27 protein-coding genes are annotated in these 22,966 nt (G+C 36.8%); 20 read left to right on the top strand and 7 right to left on the bottom strand.

The features are described 5' to 3' along the window. On the top strand, positions 1-536 hold a 536-nt coding region (locus tag BR72_RS03010; RefSeq protein WP_035429905.1), incomplete at its 5' end, for an IS200/IS605 family accessory protein TnpB-related protein. Positions 537-712: 176 nt separating this feature from the next. After that, positions 713-1,948: a TolB family protein gene (locus tag BR72_RS03005; RefSeq protein ID WP_035429903.1), complete on the top strand. Its 1,236-nt coding sequence runs from the start codon at positions 713-715 to the stop codon at positions 1,946-1,948. 51 nt (positions 1,949-1,999) lie between these two features. On the opposite strand, the gene BR72_RS03000 is transcribed toward BR72_RS03005, so the two are convergent. Beyond that, positions 2,000-2,494: a GNAT family N-acetyltransferase gene (locus BR72_RS03000; RefSeq protein WP_035429900.1), complete on the bottom strand. Its 495-nt coding sequence runs from the start codon at positions 2,492-2,494 to the stop codon at positions 2,000-2,002. 213 nt (positions 2,495-2,707) lie between these two features. On the opposite strand from BR72_RS03000, the gene BR72_RS02995 reads away from it, so the two are divergent. Next, the gene (locus BR72_RS02995; protein ID WP_035429897.1) at positions 2,708-3,283 is read left to right on the top strand and encodes a histidine phosphatase family protein; all 576 of its coding nucleotides are present in this window, start codon (positions 2,708-2,710) and stop codon (positions 3,281-3,283) included. 17 nt (positions 3,284-3,300) lie between these two features. Further along, positions 3,301-3,855 (top strand): delta-aminolevulinic acid dehydratase, encoded by a 555-nt coding sequence (locus tag BR72_RS02990; protein ID WP_035429895.1) that lies wholly within the window; start codon positions 3,301-3,303, stop codon positions 3,853-3,855. Between the two features lie 39 nt (positions 3,856-3,894). Here the strand turns inward: BR72_RS02990 and BR72_RS02985 are convergent, their stop codons facing one another. Beyond that, a complete protein-coding gene (locus BR72_RS02985) occupies positions 3,895-4,773 on the bottom strand; it encodes an alpha/beta fold hydrolase (RefSeq protein WP_035429892.1) in 879 nt (292 codons plus the stop codon). Positions 4,774-4,788: 15 nt separating this feature from the next. Further along, positions 4,789-5,628 carry a GNAT family N-acetyltransferase gene (locus BR72_RS02980; RefSeq protein ID WP_035429889.1) on the bottom strand — a complete coding sequence of 280 codons (840 nt, stop codon included), beginning with the start codon at positions 5,626-5,628 and terminating at the stop codon, positions 4,789-4,791. Between the two features lie 236 nt (positions 5,629-5,864). Between BR72_RS02980 and BR72_RS02975 the strand changes: the two genes are divergently transcribed. Continuing rightward, on the top strand, positions 5,865-7,250 hold the full coding sequence (locus BR72_RS02975) for an alkaline phosphatase (protein ID WP_035429887.1): 1,386 nt from the start codon (positions 5,865-5,867) through the stop codon (positions 7,248-7,250). 152 nt (positions 7,251-7,402) lie between these two features. Continuing rightward, on the top strand, positions 7,403-7,789 hold the full coding sequence (locus BR72_RS02970) for a Cif family virulence factor (protein WP_231559656.1): 387 nt from the start codon (positions 7,403-7,405) through the stop codon (positions 7,787-7,789). A 218-nt stretch (positions 7,790-8,007) separates the two neighbouring features. On the opposite strand, the gene BR72_RS02965 is transcribed toward BR72_RS02970, so the two are convergent. Continuing rightward, on the bottom strand, positions 8,008-8,658 hold the full coding sequence (locus tag BR72_RS02965; RefSeq protein ID WP_035429882.1) for a GTP pyrophosphokinase: 651 nt from the start codon (positions 8,656-8,658) through the stop codon (positions 8,008-8,010). Positions 8,659-9,073: 415 nt separating this feature from the next. On the opposite strand from BR72_RS02965, the gene BR72_RS02960 reads away from it, so the two are divergent. From BR72_RS02960 to BR72_RS02950, 3 genes are all read left to right on the top strand, one after another. Continuing rightward, on the top strand, positions 9,074-10,558 hold the full coding sequence (locus BR72_RS02960; protein ID WP_035429880.1) for a YcdB/YcdC domain-containing protein: 1,485 nt from the start codon (positions 9,074-9,076) through the stop codon (positions 10,556-10,558). Between the two features lie 118 nt (positions 10,559-10,676). Next, positions 10,677-11,390, top strand: coding sequence for an RNA polymerase sporulation sigma factor SigK (sigK, locus tag BR72_RS02955; RefSeq protein ID WP_035429877.1), 714 nt, complete (start codon positions 10,677-10,679; stop codon positions 11,388-11,390). A 217-nt stretch (positions 11,391-11,607) separates the two neighbouring features. Then, complete coding sequence (locus BR72_RS02950) at positions 11,608-12,387, top strand: phosphatidylserine decarboxylase (protein ID WP_035429875.1); 780 nt, start codon at positions 11,608-11,610, stop codon at positions 12,385-12,387. Positions 12,388-12,501: 114 nt separating this feature from the next. Here the strand turns inward: BR72_RS02950 and BR72_RS02945 are convergent, their stop codons facing one another. Continuing rightward, positions 12,502-12,657 (bottom strand): sporulation histidine kinase inhibitor Sda, encoded by a 156-nt coding sequence (locus tag BR72_RS02945; RefSeq protein WP_139207688.1) that lies wholly within the window; start codon positions 12,655-12,657, stop codon positions 12,502-12,504. Between the two features lie 277 nt (positions 12,658-12,934). Between BR72_RS02945 and BR72_RS02940 the strand changes: the two genes are divergently transcribed. The 8 genes from BR72_RS02940 (at position 12,935) to BR72_RS02905 (ending at position 18,039) form a co-directional block, all read left to right on the top strand. Beyond that, complete coding sequence (locus BR72_RS02940; protein ID WP_035429874.1) at positions 12,935-13,447, top strand: YqeG family HAD IIIA-type phosphatase; 513 nt, start codon at positions 12,935-12,937, stop codon at positions 13,445-13,447. A gap of 3 nt (positions 13,448-13,450) precedes the next feature. Further along, positions 13,451-14,557 (top strand): ribosome biogenesis GTPase YqeH, encoded by a 1,107-nt coding sequence (gene yqeH / locus BR72_RS02935; RefSeq protein ID WP_035429872.1) that lies wholly within the window; start codon positions 13,451-13,453, stop codon positions 14,555-14,557. A 14-nt stretch (positions 14,558-14,571) separates the two neighbouring features. After that, positions 14,572-15,405: a shikimate dehydrogenase gene (gene aroE / locus BR72_RS02930; protein WP_035429869.1), complete on the top strand. Its 834-nt coding sequence runs from the start codon at positions 14,572-14,574 to the stop codon at positions 15,403-15,405. A 4-nt stretch (positions 15,406-15,409) separates the two neighbouring features. Then, positions 15,410-15,709 carry a ribosome assembly RNA-binding protein YhbY gene (gene yhbY / locus BR72_RS02925; protein WP_035429866.1) on the top strand — a complete coding sequence of 100 codons (300 nt, stop codon included), beginning with the start codon at positions 15,410-15,412 and terminating at the stop codon, positions 15,707-15,709. Between the two features lie 102 nt (positions 15,710-15,811). Continuing rightward, positions 15,812-16,393 (top strand): nicotinate-nucleotide adenylyltransferase, encoded by a 582-nt coding sequence (locus BR72_RS02920; RefSeq protein ID WP_035429862.1) that lies wholly within the window; start codon positions 15,812-15,814, stop codon positions 16,391-16,393. After that, the gene (gene yqeK, locus BR72_RS02915; protein ID WP_035429859.1) at positions 16,371-16,940 is read left to right on the top strand and encodes a bis(5'-nucleosyl)-tetraphosphatase (symmetrical) YqeK; all 570 of its coding nucleotides are present in this window, start codon (positions 16,371-16,373) and stop codon (positions 16,938-16,940) included. The genes BR72_RS02920 and yqeK overlap by 23 nt, the downstream gene beginning before the upstream one ends. Then, a complete protein-coding gene (rsfS, locus tag BR72_RS02910) occupies positions 16,937-17,293 on the top strand; it encodes a ribosome silencing factor (RefSeq protein ID WP_035429856.1) in 357 nt (118 codons plus the stop codon). Before yqeK ends, rsfS begins: the two co-directional genes overlap by 4 nt. Then, complete coding sequence (locus BR72_RS02905; RefSeq protein WP_035429854.1) at positions 17,290-18,039, top strand: class I SAM-dependent DNA methyltransferase; 750 nt, start codon at positions 17,290-17,292, stop codon at positions 18,037-18,039. Before rsfS ends, BR72_RS02905 begins: the two co-directional genes overlap by 4 nt. A gap of 96 nt (positions 18,040-18,135) precedes the next feature. Here BR72_RS02905 and comER read toward each other — a convergent pair whose 3' ends face one another. Beyond that, the gene (comER, locus tag BR72_RS02900; protein ID WP_035429851.1) at positions 18,136-18,960 is read right to left on the bottom strand and encodes a late competence protein ComER; all 825 of its coding nucleotides are present in this window, start codon (positions 18,958-18,960) and stop codon (positions 18,136-18,138) included. Positions 18,961-19,039: 79 nt separating this feature from the next. Here comER and BR72_RS02895 point away from each other — a divergent pair, with 79 nt between their 5' ends. The 3 genes from BR72_RS02895 to BR72_RS02885 all read left to right on the top strand — a co-directional run bounded on the left by BR72_RS02895 (position 19,040) and on the right by BR72_RS02885 (position 22,625). Beyond that, positions 19,040-19,633, top strand: a complete 594-nt coding sequence (locus BR72_RS02895; RefSeq protein WP_035429849.1) for a helix-hairpin-helix domain-containing protein — start codon at positions 19,040-19,042, stop codon at positions 19,631-19,633. A 66-nt stretch (positions 19,634-19,699) separates the two neighbouring features. After that, complete coding sequence (locus tag BR72_RS02890) at positions 19,700-20,257, top strand: ComE operon protein 2 (RefSeq protein ID WP_035429846.1); 558 nt, start codon at positions 19,700-19,702, stop codon at positions 20,255-20,257. Positions 20,258-20,276: 19 nt separating this feature from the next. Beyond that, on the top strand, positions 20,277-22,625 hold the full coding sequence (locus tag BR72_RS02885) for a DNA internalization-related competence protein ComEC/Rec2 (protein ID WP_035429844.1): 2,349 nt from the start codon (positions 20,277-20,279) through the stop codon (positions 22,623-22,625). On the opposite strand, the gene BR72_RS25180 is transcribed toward BR72_RS02885, so the two are convergent. After that, complete coding sequence (locus tag BR72_RS25180) at positions 22,622-22,756, bottom strand: YqzM family protein (protein ID WP_035429843.1); 135 nt, start codon at positions 22,754-22,756, stop codon at positions 22,622-22,624. The genes BR72_RS02885 and BR72_RS25180 overlap by 4 nt on opposite strands. Positions 22,757-22,966: the final 210 nt, after the last annotated feature.

Below are 22,966 nucleotides of genomic sequence, written 5' to 3'. Positions count from 1 at the left end.
CTTTTACTTCTAAAAGAATAGAAAAACTTCATCAAAAGCGTTACCTGAAAATAAAAGACATCTTCCATAAAGCGAGTCATCATATTGTAAAACTAGCTCAAGAAGAGGAAGTTTGTAAAATCGTTATTGGTCAGAATAAAAGTTGGAAACAAGAAACTGATATGGGAAAGAAAAATAACCAAACATTTTGCCATATCTCGCATCGTTTATTGATTCAAATGATTACATACAAAGCAACTGCGGTAGGTATTCAAGTTGTTGTAGTTGAGGAATCTTACACATCAAAAGCAAGTTTTCTAGATCATGACTTTATTCCAACGTATGGAACAAATGACCAAAAGGCAACTTTTTCAGGAAAACGAATGAAGCGTGGTATGTATCGTTCTGCGAAAGGAATCGGAATCAACGCAGATGTAAACGCTGCGGCTAATATTTTACGAAAAGTAGTCCCGAATGCATGGACAAACGGGATAGAGGGGTTAGGCGTGGAACAGCTCGCTAGTGTGTTAACTCCACTGACGTTAATCGTCCGTTAGGTCGAAACGTTAGAAACCCTCACTTCAAGTTTTGCTAAGTGGGGGAGTATTCATTATTACTGCATTGCTATGGTGGAAAATAAAATGTAGTGTATATGGATGTTTTTTTAGTCATCTTATATTTCTAAGTTTTGGGATTGCAGAGAATTGCAAAGCTTATAAAGTGGGGTATTCATATGCTTAAGAGTATGTTTCAGTTTTTCATATTTGTTTGTGTTTTCTTTAGCGCGGTTTCAAGTAGTTATGCGGAAAGTGTGCCAGTACAAGTTGCTTTTATTCGTAATGATAACTTATGGATAAAAATAGATGGAAAAGAAAAGCAGGTAACAAAAGGAGAACATATTGTGAATCCGAAGTGGTCATATGATGGAAAGTGGCTTGCTTATGCAAAAGGGAAAGATGCAAACCAGCTTGAATTATACCAAATTTCAGATGGGAAAAAGGTGACACCTTTCCGAGCGGATGCAACAAACTATCAATGGTCACCAAAGCAAAACATTATTGCCTTTCAATTTGGTAGTGTTTTGAATATATACTATGTAGAAAAACCAAAAAAGGGGTTTGAGAATGTATCAGTTGGGGTTGGAGATTATGGCTGGTATCCTGATGGGAAGAAATTTCTCGTTTCTTCTATGTCTCATTTACTACCAACAGGATGGACAGGTGCTGCGTTATTTCAAGTACCACTTCATGCAAATTTAGATCGAAGTAAGATTAAACATTTTTACACCTTACCGAAAGAATCACCACAATTTTTTGCAATTGTAGCAAGTTTATTCCAATGGTCACCTGATAGAAAATGGATTTCCTTTCTAGCAACACCAACTGCTTCTTGGTCAATGGATAGTAATACTTTATGTATAATCGGAGCAGATGGAAGTCGGTTTGAGGCAGTTGATCATATGTTGATTCAACCAAAATGGTTTCAATGGGCCCCGTCAAAAAATATTCTTGCATACATAGAAGGAGAAGGGCGCTTTATCGTCGAAAATAAACATTTAAAATTAAAAGAACTTCCTGCTTTTAGGCAGATTACTTTCACTCCAAAAGGTTATGTTGATTGGGATTTTATTTGGAACAATAATATTTTGATTACAATTTCCAGAGCAAAGGAAGCAAAGTGGTCCAATGATCCAAAACAACGTCCTAAGCCTTCACTATATCAAATCAATGTTACGAATGCACAGCAACTTCAAATAACGACCCCATCAAAAGGATACGGAGATTATTATCCATACTATATTACACACACAGATCAAATCCTATGGATACGCTCTAACGGAGAGCAAGCTGATATGTGGATTGCCAATGCAGACGGTTCACAAGCGAGAAAATGGATTCACAATATAGACGAAGCAGCAAATTATTATGAGAAACGAGATTGGGAACATGTTGTATCGGTAAAAGAATAAAATATGCGGTCTCTGTTTGCAGAGACGCATATTAGAAGAGTGTATAGTTTGTCATAGATTTTTCGCCATATAATATTCATTTCTTGGTTGTCCATCAACAATCACACCATGCACAGCTTCACCTTCAATAACAAACCCCATCTTTTTATATAACGCAATCGCTCTTTCATTATGAGACATGACTGTTAATTCTAGACGCAGTAATTGTTGTGTGCGGGCCCACTGCTCAATTTCATGAAGTAATTGTTTGCCGATTCCTTGACCTGTATACTCTTGAAGTACGCCAATGACTAAATATGCGGCATGTTGCTTTCGCCTTACTGCTCCGCCGCGCGCGATTATATAACCAACAAGTTTCTCATCTTTCTCAGCTACTAGGAGTGTTGAATTGTACGGAGAGAGAAGAGATTGAATCATAGATTTTTGCTTCTCAATCGTAAAGTTTCGCTCATAAGGCTCAAATAACATAAAATCTGTTTCTTGATCAATAATTTGGCATAGTTTCAAAAAAGGAGCTGCCTCTGCTTCTGTAATCTCGCGAATCATTGTTATCACTCATTTCTATTTTATGTAACGTATTACATTCGCTGGAGAGATGTTGAACTCCTGTAAGAATGGAACGATCTTACTATGGTTCCCCCTTAAATTTATATATACGTTGATCCTTTCTTTTACATAAAGAGAGGTTTTTTTTTGTAAAGAGGAGAAGGATAACGATGGAGAAGAGCTTTCATTTCAATACGAGAAAGGGATTTTTATATGAATCTTATTTTTGTAAGGCACGGAGAAGGAGCGCATACAAACAATCTGCCAAATAGTTTGCGAATGGATCATCCATCTCTTACGGATAAAGGGAGAGAACAGGCATTAGCATTGCGAGAAAAACTTCCTTTACGTGAGAGTGATGCATTGATTGTAAGTCCGGTAGTTCGAACATTGCAGACAGCTACGCTATGGAGTGAGAAAGTTGATTGTAGGAGAGTTGTTCATCCGTATATTTCACCACGCATTTTTCCATACCGAGAAGGAGCACGAACGTTGCCTTGTGATAAGATGTTAAGTCAAAAGGATGTTCGGCAGTTATTTCCGCAATATTTATTAGCCGAAGAACAGAATGAAGAGTTATGGAGAAATGGGATTAATACGATTGCAGAGCCTGCATTTTGTACAGGTGCTCATAGTTTCATAGAATGGTGTAAAACGTTAGAAACTCCACGTGTAATAATTGTTTCTCATGATGGAACGATTACAGCATATAGGCAATATGTGATGAACCAAATGTTGACGAGAGAAGATTTTTTAGAGGAGACCGGGGTATATGAGATAAAACTATAAGGTATGGGGGGATTTTAATGAATGTTGCATTAGTAATTGGTTATGATTCTGGTAAGGAAGGTCAAGCGCTCCGAGAAGCTCTTGAGTATTTTGGAGTAAGAGTGGTGACATATTATATTGGAAGGCCAAAGGATTTTATCGATGTTCTTTCCGGAGAAAATTTATATGGGGATATGGAGTATATTGTGCTATGTTTTCATGGCGATGAAGGAGAGTTCATCATGGATGAGCTCGGAGAAGATGTGTATGAGGAGAATGAACCAAAAGGTAATTTTGGTGTAACAGAAGTTAAGCGGTATGCGAGATTACATCATAGAAATGTTATAAACAGTGGATGTACACTAGGGGATAAAGCACTAGCAGAAGCATTTTTAAATAGCGGTGCGAACGTGTATATAGGTTCAACCGATTATGTAGATGGGAATGCTGCGCTAATGTTCTTGATCCGTTTGTTTTATGAAATGATAAATCATAAACAAACGATTCATGCTGCATTTGAAGAAGCGAAATTGTTAGATGATGAAACGAGGACATTTCAATTATATACCTACAAGAGAAACGTGCTAATTTAAATTAGCACGTTTCTCTTGTAGGTATATGTTTGATGTCTGTTATTTAGTATTAGGGTGTTGTTTGAAAAATTCATCAACATACTGCATAAACTCTTTCGGCTGTTGACGAAACGGTGCATGTTCGCCTTCTTCAATAATATGAAATGTACTGTTTTTTAAGAATTGATGATACGTTTCGCCTTTTTGCCAGGCAACGCTTTGATCGTGTCTTCCCCAAATAAGTAACGTTGGTAGTTGAATTTCATCAGCGTTAATGCGTAAACGGCGCGGCCACATTTTGCCGAGTTCATCATGGTGTGTTGTATCGTCACGATTGTTCTTTACCTCTTCTTCGTGAAACTCTTTCGGAGTAGAGACTGTACTTAAATCATTTGATAATTTTGGTTTTGGAGATCCTTTCCCGTGTTGCAAAGTTTCTGCTCCTATTGCATCGGTTAAAATAAGGTGGGTTACTGCATCTGGATATAAGTACGTTAAATTTAAAGAAATTTCTCCGCCCATAGAGTGTCCTAATATAGCAAATGTATCATAGCCTAATTTTTTCATTAATTTATAATATAAGTTTGCTTGGTTTGGAAAGGAGTAGCGAAAATCCATCGGTTTTGAAGAATGACCGAAACCTAAAATATCGACAGCGATAACGGTATGGTTTTTTGCTAGATCGGGATAAATATCACTAAACCCATTTGATGAACCCCCAAAGCCATGAAGCATAAGTAAAGGTGGTTTATTTTTACCGATTTGTTTAAAGTAAATAGTTTGTCCATCAATCTCCAACATTTTTTCTTTCGTTTCAAATTTTGCTTCAAATGTTTCTTTTACGTGCGTTGCTTTTTCTGTTTGTTTTTCAATTGTACTGCAGCTCGTTAATGTTGTGAGCACAAAGCAGCTGAGCATGTAAAGCTTCCATCGTTTCAAAATGTTTTCCCCTTTCTAGCATAGTGCTGCATCCATCATGGCATATATAAAATCGCGCTTACCAGGAAGGGTTTCTCCGTTTTTTATCATGAAAGGAGAAAGCAGCGTTTCTTTAAACTCAAATGATAACAGTTTATCTCTAAAGCTTTTTTGCGCATGTGGAACATCAATACGAACTGTTCCATTCCAATGATTACATATGGATAGCAGTAAATGAAAGGCATCCTCTTCGTTGCTAGCAATTAGGGGAGTAACACATAACGTATCACCTTTTCGAATACATAACGCGAAAGCTTCCAGTCTATCATTTCTTTCGAGTTTTAAGGCAAGGTGTGCTCTATGTAATAGAATTGAATATAGATTGGGGCGATGAGCACCGCTTGCTTTGTAATCGAGTTGAATGAGTGTGTTAAGATCCTGACTTGTGATTGTACGAGTAGCAAAGGAACCCAGTTTTGCTGTTGTCCTATTTCGTTCCAATCGATGAATAGAAGTAACTGTATGGAATCCATATCTATGATATAAAGGCGCACCAGCATCCGTTGCAATGAGTGTAATAGGTTGTAATGGGGGCGCATTTTTTATACAAATGTCTAGTAAAGAACGTCCTAATCCCCGGCGCTGAAAATCTGGATGCACAATAAGCATACCAAGAGAAGTAAATCCCATTTTATATGGAAAAACAGCAATACAAGAGACGAGCTGCCCTTCGTTATCATGACCAAATACATTACCGACGGAAAGGTATGTTTTGAATTGTTCCATCATAAATGAAGCATCGTGTAACCATCCTACAGCATCACAAAGAGATAACAGCTGTGAAATATCAGATTGATTTAGTATTTTTACTTTCATATATTATCCCCCTTATATTTCCATGTGCTAATACATTTTAGCATATGAATCTAAAACATTCCGTTTCAGGTGAAAAAATAATGCTAGGTCAAGAAATAAAACGACAAAGAAATGCACATTTTAACGATAATCACCAACAATTAACAAAACATTTACATTTTTCTCATTTTAGCTTAACAGTTTTCCCTTACATTGGGTAATGGGGATTGAATTAACTAATTAGGGGGATTTGTAAAGTGAAAAAATTTATGAAGAAAGCATGGCCATTTGCAGTTGTTTCATCGTTAGCACTTACTTCGGTTGTCACATGGAATATGACGCGTTCAGATGTCATTAAAGCGGACGAAAAAGAGAATGATGCAAAGATTAAAAATGTCATTGTCTTAATAGGAGATGGGATGGGACCTTCTTATATGACAGCACATCGTTATATGAAGGATAATCCAAAGACATTTGAAATGGAACAAACAGAATTTGATAAACACCTTGTAGGAACACAGGTTACATATCCAGAAGATGAGCATCAAAATATTACAGATTCAGCTTCTGCGGCTACTGCAATGTCAGCAGGGATTAAAACATATAATGCAGCGATAGCGGTAGATAATGACAAAACAAACGTAAAAACAGTACTAGAGCAAGCGAAAGAACGTGGGAAATCTACAGGTTTAGTTGCAACTTCTGAAATTACGCATGCAACACCAGCAGCTTTCGGTGCACATGATGTAAGTCGAAAAAATATGGATGCAATTGCAAATGATTACTTAGATGAGAAAATTAATGGTAAGCACAAAGTAGACGTTCTTCTTGGCGGCGGTGTAAATAACTTTGTAAGAAAAGATCGCAACCTTACAGAAGAATTTAAAAAAGATGGTTATAGCTATGTAACAGATCGTCAGCAATTATTAAATGATAAGAGTGACCAAATTCTTGGTTTATTTGCACCGGGCGGTTTCGATAAAATGATTGATCGTAATGATAAAGCGCCTTCTTTAGAAGAAATGACAAATGCAGCGATTAATCGTTTAAATAAAAACAAAAATGGTTTCTTCTTAATGGTAGAAGGTAGCCAAATTGACTGGGCTGGTCATGATAATGATGTTGTTGCAGCGATGAGTGAAATGGAAGACTTTGAAAAAGCATTTAAGGCAGCAATTGAGTTTGCGAAAAAAGATAAACATACATTAGTTGTAGCAACTGCAGACCATTCTACAGGCGGCTTCTCTCTTGGAACAAAAGGCGAGTACAATTTTGATGTAAAGCCAATTAAAGCAGCAAAACGTACACCTGACTTTATGGCGGCTGAAATTGCTAAAGGAGCAAGTGTTGAAGAAACATTGAAAAAGTATATTGATTTAGAATTAACACCAGAAGAAATTAAGTCAGTAAATGATGTTGCATCGTCAAAAGATGTGACAAAAATTGATAATGCAATTGAAGCAATCTTTAATAAGCGCACTTATGCAGGATGGACAACAGAGGGTCATACTGGTGAAGATGTCGGTGTCTATGCATTTGGACCAGGAAAATATTTATTTGCGGGCGTTCAAGAAAATACAAACTTAGCAAAACGTGTGTTTGATATTATTGGCGGCGGTGACCCAAATAAAGGTCGACGCTAATATGGAGAAAAAGCGGGGCTTCTTTGCCTTGCTTTTTCTTTTTCATTTTGGAGGAGAGAGATATGAAACGAATGCTAAAGATATTGGGGACTGTAGGGATTATAAGCCTTCAATTATGTGGATGCAGCTCACAAGAAAAAGTGCAAGATACAATGAAAAAAGAAGAAACAGTTTATAAAGAAGAGAAAAATAAAAAGGTGACAAAGCCTATACCGGAAAAAGAAGAACAAGCAATTAAAAAGATCATAGACTCCTATATTCAAACTATAAATGAGAAAAATTTTGATGGACATATGGCGCTTTTTTCAACGAAGTCACTAGGGTTGGAGGATACAAAAGCTCAAAAAGTAGCAGAATTTAAAAATAAGAATAAAACAATCAGCTTATTGGAATTTCATGTTGAAAATTTTGATGGGGAGTATGCTGTTGTAAGAACAAAAGAGAAAGAAGAGTCTGTTCAAAAGAAAGTGCGTTACACTGTAGGGAAAGAAAATGACGTATGGAAAATAGAGGATGTGCGTGTGATTGGGGAAGGATAAAAAACATACTAAGAATAGTAGAAGTGAAGAATAGGTCGTGTCAGCTCCTTTCATTTTTCAGTATGATTCAGCTCAGCGAATCGACTATTTATATGTCGGATATCGGCGAGTAGTCTTTAAATCGTGTCGAAGCGCCGATATATTGCAAAGAATGGTCGATAACAGAAAAAAGAACTGACTTCAAAAGGCACTTATGTGCCTTTTGAAGTCAGTTTCTTTTACACAGGTAATAAAATACGATCGGAACATGCCCCAATTTCATCGATATCTTGACGAATAGATGCCATCTTATTGTCAAGTTCTTCAGCTTTCATCGCAGCATCGTGTAATTCATTTTTTAAATACTCAGGGATATTTCCTTCATATTTATAGTACATTTTATGTTCTAGACTTGCCCAGAAATCCATTGCTAACGTACGTAATTGAATTTCTGCAAAAACATCTTGTGTTCCTGAATTTAATGCTAATGGATACTTAATGATCATATGGAGGCTTTTATAGCCGTTTGGTTTTGGCGTTTTTATATAATCTTTAACTTCCACGATCTCCATATCTGTTCGTTTCTCTATCAATTTTTTTAAATAATAAATATCTTCCACGAAACAACATGTAATTCGAATACCGATAATATCGAATAAATGTTGATGGGCGTTTTCGACAGTTGGTGCTAAGTTTTTTCGTTCTAGCTTTTTAATAATACTTTTCGGTTGTTTTAATCGTGTTTTTATATGTTCAAACGGGTTGTAGTCTTCTAGAAACTGAGCTTCCCGGTTCATAATTTCGAATTTTGTTTTCAGTTCTTCAAGAGCAAATGTATAAGGTAATACAAATGCTTTCCAATAGTTAACGGTTGTTTGGTTATAATCCATTTTCTACACACCTTTTTCTTATTTGGAAAATAGGGTTGGTTAAACTAAATACCAAATCATATACGCACATGCTGCGAATGATGAGATCATAAAGCGATAACGTGTTTTCATTTGATGTCCCTCCTTTTTCATGGGATTTATTGTATGTAAACGCTGTATACTCTTTATACTAATCGATTGATGTGAATTTCGTATGAACAAATTGTTTCAGCTTATTGTCTTTTTTGTTTTGTTTATAAAAAATAAGGAGAGACGTGAGCATCTTGCCCGCATAGTAGCGACTTATATGTCGGGAAAAGTATATATAGCGTGGAGTTGTTCGTATATTTGAGTTGCTTTCCAATAATTCCATTAATTCCAAATTTGCCTATATTTTGTGATACGATATAGATATATTTTTTGTCATAGGGGGAACATGATGAATCAAGTAGATAGGAAGAGAGTGCAGCAGGTAGCTCATATTGTTGAAATTCCAAATGATTATACACTTGTTGTTGATGAAGAAAACGTAAATGAAGGTGCTCATTTATTATGGTGGGAGAAACGGGAGAATCCTGAAGAATATATGCAAGTCTGTTTACGAAAAGAAACAGGAGAGCTAATGGAGTTATCAATACATAAAGAGTGTGCTCCAAAGCAGCTAAGTGTAAGTAAAGAGGAAGGAAAACGCATTGCGGATGCATTCTTACAGCAGCATGCACCACATACATACAAAGAATGTACGGTTATTTATATAAATAAAAGAAATGAGAGTGTAGTAATTGAATATAGGCAGGAAGTAAATGGCTATTCGTTGCCTCGAACTGGTTTTGTAGTAGAAGTTGATGGAGATGGAAATGTTATTAAATTTAGAAACGAGGGCATAAAGGAAAAACCAATGTGGCCGAGTTCTATTGTAGAGAAAGAAGTTGTGACAAAGCAGTTGAAGCAAAGACAGGCTATGGAGCCTGTTTTTACACAACTTTCGAATTTGTTGTTTGAATGGGAGGATGGCGAAATAGAAGAAGGCTATTATCTTGTATATGAACCGATTCCTTCACACGCTTTTATTGATGTACAAACTGGAGAGGACTTGCATAATCGTAGTCATTATGTGATTGAAACAAGAGAATTGCCAGTTGTAAGTGAGAAGTCACAACTAGAAGCAAATATTGAACGGTTATTTCATATTGATAAGAACGTTATGAAGAAAGTGCACGAAGAAGAGGGAGAAACAGAGAAGACAATGATTTGGGCAAAGGTACCAGATAAGCAAGAGGGTGCAGAAGAAAATGACAAATCTTTCGATGCTTACTGTAAGAAACAGTTTCATATGTTCAAGTATGATACGTCAATTATCGTGAAAATGGACAAAGGAACAAATGAACTGCTTGAATATTATGAGCGAGGAAACCACCACGGAACACCGGTATTAACCCGTGAACAATGTTTTGAAAAAGCACTGCAATTTTTAGGAAAGGTATTTCCAAATTACGAACAACATCTTCGTGTATGGAGCAATCAAGATGATCCGGATGAAGAAGAGCCAGGACATTTTCATTTTTACGTATATGTAAATGGTGTTCGAATAGAAAGTGAGTTGGTGCGCGTTGTTGTAGATGGAGAAACCGGCCAAATAAGAGTGTATAGCGGCATATCGCAAAGTCTTATTCCAAGATTACTTACTTATGACAAGGAAGTGAAAGTGAGCGAAGAGCAAGCGTTAGAGCGTTATTGTCAATCACTTCAGGCAGAATTAAGATGGTTTGAGGAAAGGGAACAAGAGCTACCTCAATATCGACTTATTTATAGTCAAACAACAGCAGAAAACAATGAAGAGTACAATGGGGATTACAGCAATAGACGAGAAATTCGCTATATAGATGCGAGCACAGGAAAAGCAATTTGGTGGAAAATTTGAAATGACTGTATGTAGATAAGGAATGTTTTTCGCTTTGTCTATCAATCTGTACAGACACAAACAATCACACGCCCACATACATTTAGTAAAGACCACTATTTTTGCGGGGGTGAAGAGTTTGAGTCTGTTCGCCGCAATTGGATATATGATTCGTGAAATGTTTGTTTTCGTATCATATGTCAAAAATAATGCATTTCCACAGCCGTTGTCTCCTGATGAGGAAAGGAAGTACTTAGAGCTTATGGAGCAAGGGGATGCGCACGCAAGAAATCTCCTCATCGAACATAATTTACGTCTTGTGGCACATATTGTGAAGAAATTTGAAAACACAGGAGAAGATGCAGAAGACTTAATTTCCATTGGCACGATTGGCTTAATTAAGGCAATTGAAAGCTATTCGCAAGGAAAAGGAACGAAACTCGCAACATATGCGGCCCGTTGCATTGAAAATGAAATCTTAATGCATTTACGTGTATTAAAGAAAACGAAAAAAGACGTTTCCCTTCATGACCCAATTGGGCAGGACAAAGAAGGGAATGAGATTTCCTTAATCGATATTTTAAAATCAGAGTCAGAAGATGTAATTGATACGATTCAATTAAGTATGGAGCTTGAGAAAATTAAAGAATACATCGATATATTAGATGAACGTGAAAAAGAAGTAATTGTGAACCGATTTGGCCTTGGTATGGAGAAAGAGAAAACGCAGCGTGAAATCGCGAAGGCGCTTGGTATATCGCGGAGCTATGTATCACGCATTGAGAAGCGGGCGTTAATGAAGATGTTTCATGAATTTGTTCGTGCAGAGAAGGAGAAGAAGGGGAAATATTAAAGAAGAAAAGTGCTTGCTTTTATTCGAAAGCAGGCACTTTTTTTATTTAAATAAAATGAAACTCCTATGATAAATCGATGTTCAAGGTTGAAAATGATGGGTTCTATCTGTAATATTAAAAGGTGCTAATAATTTATGATATAGAAACAAGAATAGGAAAAACTATATGTAAGGGTCTTATTACAACATTATATATCATAGTAGGGGGTTTCGCAGTTTGCGACGTACGTTATATCGATTAATGATTGAACTTACAAACGGTCGTTTTACGTCCTATATATTGCGTAAATTTGCACAGTCTCGTTTAAGCTCAATGATTATTCCATCTTATGCGAAGGTATTTCAAATTAAACAAGATGAGATGGAGAAGGGTTTAAAAGAGTATCAAACGCTTCATGAATTATTTACGCGTAAATTAAAAGAGGGTAAACGATCAATTGATACGGAAGAGTCTGCTATTATGAGTCCGGTTGATGGCGTTTTTGCAGATCATGGTCCCATTGATGAGGCAAAAATGTTTGAGATTAAAGGGAAACAGTATTCAATTGTAGACATGCTTGGTACGGACGAAAGGGCAATGCGTTACGCAGGTGGTACATATATGGTTATTTATTTAAGCCCGAGTCACTATCATCGTATTCATAGTCCACTTTCAGGTACAGTTACAGAGCGCTTTGTACTTGGAAGGAAATCATATCCTGTTAATGCAGCAGGTATGAAATATGGAAAAGATACGTTATCTAAAAATTATCGCTCTGTAACAGAGATAGAGAGCGAAGGCGAGCGGATGGCGCTTGTTAAAGTAGGTGCAATGTTTGTAAATAGTATTGAACTGTTGCATGAGAGAGAAACTATGCAAAAAGGTGAAGAGATGGCCTATTTTACCTTTGGTTCCACAGTCGTGCTATTATTTGAAAAAGGTATGGTTGAAGTCGTTCAATCATTAGCTAGTGGACAAGAGGTTCGTGTTGGTGAGAAAGTTGCAACTCGATTATAAAAGAGCCGTCTTATAAGATGGCTCTTTTTACAGGTAAAGCAGTATCTGGGGGATCTCGTTCAACTAATCATAAGCGGTTAAATGTCACCTATGGAAGTTTTACTGTATATATACTCAAGACGATTTTAACAGCTTGTCCTCTAATGAGCGTCTAATGATTTCTTGTTTAATAAGTAAAATGAAGTCAGGATTTAATTTTAATTCTTTTGCTTTATAATAAGACTCAGTGAGTAATTCAGTAGATAACTGTTCCATATGTTTCGCCGTCAAGGCGGTTCACCTCCTGCGAAAAAGGAAATTTGTCTCATTTAATGTACCAAAAATTGTCTTATGTCACAATCTGTTGGTTATCCACATTCTGCCGTGGATAAAATGTGTAAGAATTGTTGATAATTTTCGAATTTGCTGAATATAACAAGAGGAAAATTGTGTACAAGTTTATCCACAGATGTATAATCGAAAAATGCTGTCGAAAAATTTTATCCAATTTTAGCAGATAGTAGCTTTTAGCTGAACTATATAAAACTCCTCAAAGAGGTGAAAGAAATTGAGTTTATTTTTACCGAATGAATACGTGAAAAATGTGTATCATATTCAACCTGAAGAATTGAAAAATCGAGGTATAAAAGGAATCATTACTGATTTAGATAATACCTTGATTGAATGGGATCGTCCGAATGCGACCCCGCAATTGGAAGAATGGTTTGCGAAAATGAAGGAACACGGCATTCAAGTGACAGTTGTTTCGAATAATAACGAACAACGTGTAAAAGATTTTGCTGATCCACTTGGTATTCCGTTTATTCATAGTGCACGTAAGCCGCTTGTTCGTGCTTTTAAACGAGCGCTAACGAAAATGAGTTTGCGTGCCGAAGAAGTAGTTGTAATTGGGGATCAAGTATTAACAGATGTACTTGGAGGTAATCGTGTTGGACTGCACACGATTTTAGTTGTTCCAGTTGCAAAAACAGATGGACTTATGACTCGTTTTAATCGAAAAATTGAGCGTAGAATTATGCGTAGTATGAAGAAAAAAGGTCTAATTAATTGGGAGGAATAAAGTTTGACTGAGACATTTAAATGTATTGGGTGCGGAGTTGGCATCCAAACAGAAAATAAAAATGAAGTAGGTTATGCACCTGCTTCCTCGTTAGAGAAAGAAAGTATCATTTGTCAGCGTTGTTTCCGTTTAAAGCATTACAATGAAATTCAAGATGTGTCATTAACAGACGATGATTTTTTACGCATTTTAAATGGAATTGGACAATCTGATGCATTAGTTGTTAAGATTGTTGATATTTTTGATTTTAGTGGAAGTTGGCTCCCTGGCCTGCATCGCTTTGTTGGGAATAATAAAGTACTTCTTGTTGGAAACAAAGCTGATTTAATTCCAAAATCAGTAAAACAGGAAAAGCTTACACATTGGATGCGCTATAGTGCAAAGCAACTTGGTTTAAAGCCGGAAGATGTTTTCTTAATTAGTGCTGCAAAAGGTCAAGGTATTGAAGAGCTTGCGAGCGCAATTGAACAATACCGTGATGGAAAAGATGTGTATGTTGTTGGATGTACAAATGTCGGAAAATCAACGTTTATTAACCGTATTATTAAAACGTTTAGCGAGGAGACAGAAAATGTCATTACGACATCACATTTCCCAGGTACAACGCTAGACTTAATTGATATTCCGCTTGATGAAACTTCATCTTTATATGATACACCAGGTATTATTAATCATCATCAAATGGCGCATTACGTTGGAAAGCAAAGCTTAAAAATAATTACGCCAACAAAGGAAATTAAGCCGATGGTCTTCCAACTGAATGAAGAACAAACATTATTCTTCGGTGGACTTGCACGACTTGATTATATAAGTGGTGGTCGTCGTTCGTTTACTTGTCATTTATCTAATCGTCTTACGATTCATCGTACGAAGCTTGAAAAAGCAGATGCATTGTACGAAAAGCATGCCGGGGAAATGTTAAACCCGCCAACACCAGAAGAACTTGAGAACATGCCTGAGCTTGTGAAGTATGAGTTTACCATTCATGAACCGAAAACAGATGTTGTATTTTCAGGTTTAGGATGGGTGACAGTGAATGAGGCTGGTGCGAAAATTGCAGCGCATGTACCAAAAGGAGTTAGTGTTTCATTACGTAGATCATTAATTTAAAGTGGTGAGGACTTATGAAACAATTATATGGTGTAATTGGAAATCCAATTGGACATTCCTTATCACCGCTTATGCATAATGATGCATTTGCTCATTTAGAGATGGATGCGCATTATCATGCTTTTCTTGTTCAAGAGAGTGAATTAGACGAAGCGGTGAAAGGATTGAAGGCACTTGGAGTTGTTGGATTTAATGTGACAACGCCGCACAAAGTTTCGATTATGCAGCATTTAGACGAAATTGATCCTTTGGCAAAGCAAATTGGTGCGGTCAATACAGTGCTTCATAAAGAAGGAAAATTAATTGGCTATAATACAGACGGAATAGGGTATGTTCGTTCATTGCAATCTATTAGTAAAGAGCCATTGACGAACAAACGTATCTTACTGCTTGGAGCTGGCGGTGCGTGTCGTGCGATTTATTATTCACTTGCAGATGCTGGTGTGAAAGAGATTGACATTGCCAATCGTACAGTCAGGAAAGCAGAGCAGCTTATTGCAGATTGCAGAAGTGAAGTCGTGTCTTTGGCGCTTTCCTTAGAAGAAGCAACAGATAAACAAGCATTGTATGATATTATCATCCATACAACGACGGTAGGGATGCATCCTCATGTAGAAGATACACCGCTTTGCATTCAAAATTTGAAAAAAGGAAGCATTGTATCTGATATTATTTATAATCCGTTTGAAACGAAGTTATTGCATTGCGCGAAGGAGCATGGAGCGATTGTACAAAATGGCATTGATATGTTTGTCTTTCAAGGCGCACTTGCATTTGAAATTTGGACGGGACGATTGCCGAATATAGAACGAATGAAACAAATAGTAATGAAAAAGCTTGGAGGCTAAATACATGTTAACAGGAAAACAAAAACGATTTTTACGTGCAGAGGCGCATCATTTAACACCAATTTTTCAAGTTGGTAAAGGCGGCGTAAATGAAAATATGGTAAAACAAATTGCAGAAGCGCTAGAAGTACGCGAGTTGATAAAGGTTAGCGTACTACAAAACTGCGAATTTGATCGTCATGAAGTAGCAGAAGAGGTTGCGCAAGGTGCAAAAGCTGAACTTGTACAAGTAATCGGAGGTACAATCGTCTTATATAAAGAATCAAGAGAAAATAAACGTATTGTATTACCAAAAACAAAGTAACGATTTCTAAAAGTTAGTTGAACCAATCGAGTTCGTATAGGTACCTCGTTTTTCATTAATGAGAATGATCACCTATAAGGACGAGGTAAAGGGGCGTTTTCTTTGAAGCGAATCGGGATTATTGGCGGGACATTTGACCCACCTCATAATGGGCATTTGTTAATTGCAAATGAAGTGTATGATGCATTGGGGCTTGATGAGGTTTGGTTTTTACCAAATCAAATCCCCCCTCATAAACGAGATAAGAAAGTTACAAGTGTACGTAATCGTTTAGAAATGATTCATTTAGCAGTTGAACAAGACAAGCATTTCTCTATTTGTTTAGCGGAGCTAGAACGTGAAGGTCCGTCTTACACATATGATACTATGTTACAATTGACAAGGGCGCATCAAAACGTTCAATTTTATTTTATTATTGGCGGGGATATGGTGGAGTATTTACCAAAATGGTATAACATTGATGAATTGTTAAAGATTGTTACGTTTGTCGGTGTTGCTCGTCCTGGTTATACACTTTCTACGCCTTATGATATTGTAACGGTGGAAATTCCGGAATTTGCTATTTCTTCTTCGCTTCTGCGTGAACGTTTTACAAAGAAGAAGACATGCAAATATTTGCTTCCGAAAGGGGTACAGGAATATATTGAGAGGAATGGGCTATATGGATCGAAAACGGGCACTTGAAATTGTAAAACAACAAATGCGTGACAAGCGTTATATTCATACAATTGGTGTTATGGAAACGGCTATTGAACTTGCAAAGCAATATGGTGTTGATGAAAAAAAAGCGGAAATGGCAGCGATTTTTCACGATTATGCAAAGTGTAGATCAGTTTCAGAAATGGAAGAGATTATTAAGCGAGAAAATTTTCCAAAAGATTTATTGCTTTATAATAAAGAATTATGGCATGCGCCGGTCGGGGCATATTTAGTAGAACGAGAAGTCGGTATTACAGATGCTGACATACTACAAGCTATTACGTATCATACGAGTGGACATGAACAGATGACGATGCTTGATAAAGTGATTTACGTGGCGGATTATATTGAACCTAATCGTAAGTTTCCAGGTGTTGAAGAAGCACGGAAGTTAGCGCGAGAAGATCTCAATCAAGCACTATTATATGCTTTAAAGCATACGATACAATTTTTAATGGAAAAGAATCAAACGATTTATCCATTAACATTTCAAACGTATAATGCAGTCATTAAGGAGGACCTTACGAAATGAAGGACAGAGAATTATTAATATTGGCAGCGCGAGCAGCTGATGATAAAAGAGCAGAAGATATTGTTGTGTTGAATATGCAAGGGATTTCCCCACTTGCTGATTATTTTGTAATTTGTCATGGTAACTCTGATAAACAAGTGCAGGCAATTGCTCGTGAAGTTAAAGCACAAGCGCATGAAGCACAGATCGATGTAAAACGCATGGAAGGCTTTGAAGAGGCGCGTTGGGTACTAGTTGATCTTGGTGATGTCGTTGTACACGTATTCCATAAAGATGAGCGTGGTTATTATAATTTAGAACGTCTTTGGGGCGATGTACCGCGCGAAGATGTTACAGAAGAGTTAGGTCAATGAGATACGAACAATTTGCATTGTTATACGATGAGCTAATGAATGATGTCCCATATGAAAAATGGGTAGAATTTACGGAACAAAGCTTGGAGCAAATTGGTAAAACAGATGCGAAAATTCTTGATGTAGCTTGCGGAACGGGGAATGTTACGTTACCTCTTGTACAAAAAGGATACGATGTAATAGGAGTAGATTTATCAGAAGAAATGTTAACAATTGCTCAGCAAAAGTTAGGTGAAGAAGGACAATTTATTCCTTTTTATCAACAAGATATGCGTGAGTTAGATGTTCCAGGCGAGTTCGATTGTGTAACAATTTTTTGTGATTCTTTAAATTATGTACTAGAAGAAGAGGGCATTCGAGAGACATTTCGACGTGTGTATCATCATTTGCGCCCAGATGGTTTGTTTTTATTTGATGTGCACTCTCTTTATAAAATTCATCACGTATTTCAAAATGAAACGTACACAATGAATGAAGATGAAATCTCGCTTATTTGGAACTGTTTCCCAGGTGAAGTGCCAAACAGTGTGGAGCATGATTTGACATTTTTTGTACGAGATGAAGAAGAAGATGTGTATCATCGATTTGATGAATTGCATATGCAGCGTACATATCCTGTTGAGGAGCTGACAAATTGGCTTGAAGCAGCTGGTTTTACCGTTCTTCGTGTAACGGGAGACTTTGAAAGAATGGAAGTCACAGAACAAACAGAGCGAATTTTCTTTGTGGCTACAAAGAATGCATAATAAAAAAAGCAACCGAATGGTTGCTTTTTTTTATTAAATAGTAAAAAATAAAATGCTTTATGAAGGAATATAGTTGTTTTTGTCGTAAAAGATATATTAATGTTTATGAAATTGCTGTTCGATGTGCTCTACATCCTCTTCGTATTTTTCATGTGTTCGTTTTAACACCTTGTTAAATGTATCTCCAATATGTTCTTCTAAAACGCGAATCCCTTCGCCTGTAATTCCTCCTTTTACACAAACTTTTTCCTGTAAAGTCGGCAAGGTGAAAATTTGTTTTTCTAGCAGTTTCCCCATTCCAATAATCATTTCACTCGTTAAAACTGTAGCTTCTTCACGTGTAATATTTGTTTCTTCTACAGATGCGTCAATAAAACGTTGTAATAAGTAGCTGAAAAATGCCGGGCCGCAGCTTGCGATATCGGATGCTACTCTTGTGATATTTTCATCAATGATGGTAGGTTTAGAGATTTTTTGAAACAAGTTCAGTATCTGCTTTTGCCATTCTTGCGAGCAGTTTTTCCCGAATGTGCATAGAGAGACCCCGGCTAATGCACGATTTGTAATACTTGGAATCATACGAGCGACATGACAAGAAACGATCGTTTCTAATTGTTCAGTAGATATGGGACTTGTAATGGAGATTAGACATTTATCGTTAGTAAGAATTGAAGCATGCTTTGTCAAAATAGGATGTATGTCTAATGGTTTTACACAAATAAAAATCAGTTCAGAACGTTCGATTACTTCTTGAATTGTTTTGGCTATATGAATTGAAGGATACTTCTCTTTTATATGATATGCTTTTGCGAAAGTACGATTAATAATAGTAAGACACGAAGGTTTGACAGCGCGGGCTTCGATGCATGCATCAATAAGTATATTCCCCATATTCCCTGTTCCTATTATTCCTATGTTCAATGTTTCATCCCCTCCTTCGTAACATCTTTCTCCTAAACAATATGAAGTTTATTTTGAATTTATGAATTAGAGGTGCAAAATGATGATGAATTTGCCAAGAAAGTGGTTCGTTTTATTTGCAGCAATTGGTATTGTCGTTATTTTATTTTTATGGCAAACAAAACATGGACAAAAACAAGCGGTAATGAAAGTGGAAGCGAATGCGAAAATGGAAGAAAAAAAGGAAAAAACAAAGGGAACGGAATCTAAATTGCAGTCAAAAACGATTCTTGTTGATACGAAAGGAGCTGTAAATCATGAAGGAGTATATGAATTACAAAGCGGGGCGCGAGTGAAAGATGCTGTTGAAAAGGCGGGAGGTTTCTTACCAGAAGCGGATATAACAAAAGTAAATTTAGCGCAGCTTGTCCAAGATCAAATGCTGATTTATGTACCGAAAAAAGGAGAAGCCCTTGCGAATGGAGCACCTTTGTCAGATGGAAAAATACAAATAAACATAGCGACAAAGGAACAGCTTGAAAAAATATCGGGCATTGGTCCTAGAAAAGCAGAAAATATTATCAAGTATCGTGAGCAGCATGGCCCCTTTCAAAAAGTAGAAGATTTATTAGAGGTCGATGGAATTGGTGAAAAATCACTGGAAAAAATGAAAGATGAGATAATTGTTCATTAAATAAACATTGACGGCTATTTTCTTATTTCGCTAAACTATAAGCAGATTAAAAAGTAGGTGAAGATAATGGAGCGAGTTTCTTGGGATCAATATTTTATGACACAAAGTCATTTATTATCACTTCGCAGTACGTGTACAAGGCTTGCAGTTGGCGCGACAATCGTGCGTGATAAACGGATTATTGCTGGTGGCTATAATGGATCGATTGCTGGCGGTGTGCATTGTATAGATGAAGGGTGTTATGTGATCGATAATCATTGTGTGCGTACAATTCATGCGGAAATGAATGCATTGCTGCAATGCGCGAAATTTGGTGCGAAAACGGATGGCGCAGAAATTTATGTCACCCATTTTCCATGTTTACATTGCTGTAAGGCGATTATCCAAAGTGGTATTACAGCCGTGTATTACGCACAAGATTATAAAAATCATCCGTATGCACTTGAATTATTTGAACAAGCAAATGTAAGAATAAAACATGTTCCTCTTGCATTTGACGTGACAACATTAGAAGAACAACAGAAAATGCAGGAGCTAAAACAGCTTTTGTCTTCGTTACAATCTGACGAAATGACGTTAGAACAAATGCAACAAGTATTACAACAAGCAAAAAATATGGTATAAACCGTGAGGTGAGTACGTGTTGCACGGGCAATGGATTTGCGTTGCAATCTCAGTTATCTTTGGGATTGCAACAGCTTATTCCTCTTTTTTTATCATTCCTCTTCTTATATTTGGTTGTTATTGTGTAGTTTGTTTTTTGCGTACTTCTCTGCCGCTACTCTTCTTGATTGTCCTCGTATTTGTTCTTACATATGTATATGCAATCTATGTAGATTCACAAAATCATTCTAAGCTTTCTTTTCAGGAAACAAATGTAACAGGTACCATTCAAAGTACGCCGATTATAAATGGAAATCGCCTTTCTTTCCAGTTGCAAATGAACAATGACGAAACAGTGCAGTTGTTTTATAAAATTCCTTCTCATGAATTAAAAGAAAAATTGAAGCAGTTAACACCTGGTATGGTGTGTACGTTTACTGGTAAGTTGAAAGAACCACCATCTCCTCGTAACTTTTATGCGTTTAATTATAAAGATTATTTGTATAAGCAGCATATTCATGCTCTTTTTGAAGTGGAGTCGATCTCGAATTGTGTGCAAAAAAATAAGTCGTTTGTTCATTGGTTATTTTCGGTGCGAAAAGCAGCTGTTTCTTATATAGGAGAGAATTTTTCTGGGCAATCAGCAGCTTTTATGAATGCTTTATTGTTTGGGGATCGTCAATATATGACGTTTGAAGTTGAAAAACAGTATCAAGAGTTTGGACTTGTTCATTTATTGGCGATATCGGGATCGCACATTGTTTTGTTAACTGCAATATGTTATTTTGTATCACTTCGAATTGGGATGACGCGTGAAAGCACAACAATGTTTCTACTTGTTTGTATTCCGTTATATATGTTTTTGGCAGGGGCCACGCCATCTGTTGTTCGGGCATCTATAGCAGCTGTTATTGTATTCGGAGCCCTTACGCGAGCAGTGCGAGTGTCTGGGATGGATGCTTTAAGTATGACATTAATAATCATGCTTTTTTATGATCCGTATGTATTATTTGACATTGGGTTCCAGTTTTCATTTGTTGGAAGTTTTTCTCTTTTGTTATCTTCATCACGTCTGCTAGCTAACGAAAACGGTATAGTGAAAAATTCTATATACATTTCCGTTATTTCTCAATTAACAAGTATACCTATTCTACTCTATCACTTCGGTTATGTTTCTCCTTACAGTATCCTTCTTAATATGATTTATGTCCCGTTTTTATCTTTACTTGTTTTGCCTGTTTGTATTGTCATTCTTGTATGTCACATATGCCTTCCAATCGTATCTCAATGGTTAGCTAATTTGTTGTCTCTATGTATACATGTTTCGAATGTGATGCTTCGAATGTGCGAAGCTTTACCGTTTGTACGTCTTACCTTTGGAGAAACCGAACCGTTTCTCGTTGCTTTATATTGTATAAGTATTATAACGGTTCTTATATCATGGGAAGGGTTTATGTGGAGAACATATCGTCTGTTATTTCTATCAAGCTTTTTTCTCCTTAGTACATGCCACTATGCCTTTCCATATGTAAATGCATACGGAAGTGTTACTTATATTGACGTCGGACAAGGGGACGCCATTTTAATTCGCCTTCCATACAATCAAGGGACGTATTTAATTGATACGGGCGGAACAATTCCAGTTAAGAAAGAAGAATGGCAGCAGAAAAAACATGAATTTTCTGTTGGGCATGATATTCTCGTTCCTTTTTTACAAAAAGAGGGTGTCCGCACGATTGATAAATTAATTGTGACACATGGAGATATGGATCACGTAGGAGCAGTGCAAGAGGTAATGCAATCTATTACGGTAAAAGAAGTCGTGTTCGGGAAGAAGGTAAAATTTTCTTTGCCTGAGCAACAAATACAACGGCTTGCTGCGCAAAAGAATGTGCCCGTTCGAATTGTAGAAAAAGGAGATAGCTGGAAGGCGGGAGAGGCGGTGTTTTCAGTATTATCACCAAAAGGAGAAGAAAAAGAAGATAATAACCAATCTATTGTACTTTGGACAAAAATAGGGGGACTAACATGGTTGTTTACCGGTGATTTAGAAGAAGCAGGTGAGAAACACTTTATAAAATGGTATCCAGAGCTGCGTGCAGACGTTTTAAAGGTTGGACATCACGGAAGTAAAACGTCATCTTCAGGGCCGTTTTTAGATGCTGTTCAGCCGAAAAAGGCCATTATTTCTGTTGGTGAGAAAAACCGTTATCGACATCCGCATATTGAAGTGTTAGAGCGTTTAAATATGCGTGGAATTGAGGTGTGGAGAACCGATGAACAAGGAGCGATTTCTTATGTTTTCCGAGAGGAGACGGGAACGTTTCGCAGTAAGTTGACATATGATGAAACACAGAAAAAAAAGAAGACTGCCACATGCAGTCTTTAAGAACCGATTAATTTAACGACTGTTGCGATGATAAATAAGGTGGCAAAAAATCCGAACGAAACGATAAAGCCTACACCTGAGTCGACAGCGTCATTACGCTTACTTTGAACGTTTTTTTCAAATTCATTCATCTTTGAATCCCTCCCAACATTCCACTTTAGTATAAAATATTGTCAGAAAAAAATCTACAATTTATCTAGTTAATCGTGGCCTGTAATCTTATTGTTAATAGAAAATTCAAAATGCTAACACTTAACAATTGGTAAAGTCTCTTTTCAAGGTTTTCAGCGGTGGGATAACTGCTGATTAAGGCTCGACTGCTTCAATGCTTTTCCAAGTGT

The organism is Bacillus sp. UNC322MFChir4.1, from assembly GCF_000746135.1.
Taxonomy (GTDB): Bacteria; Bacillota; Bacilli; order Bacillales; family Bacillaceae_G; genus Bacillus_A.
Note: the sequence above shows the minus strand (reverse complement) of the source record. Positions and strands in the feature narration are given on the sequence as shown.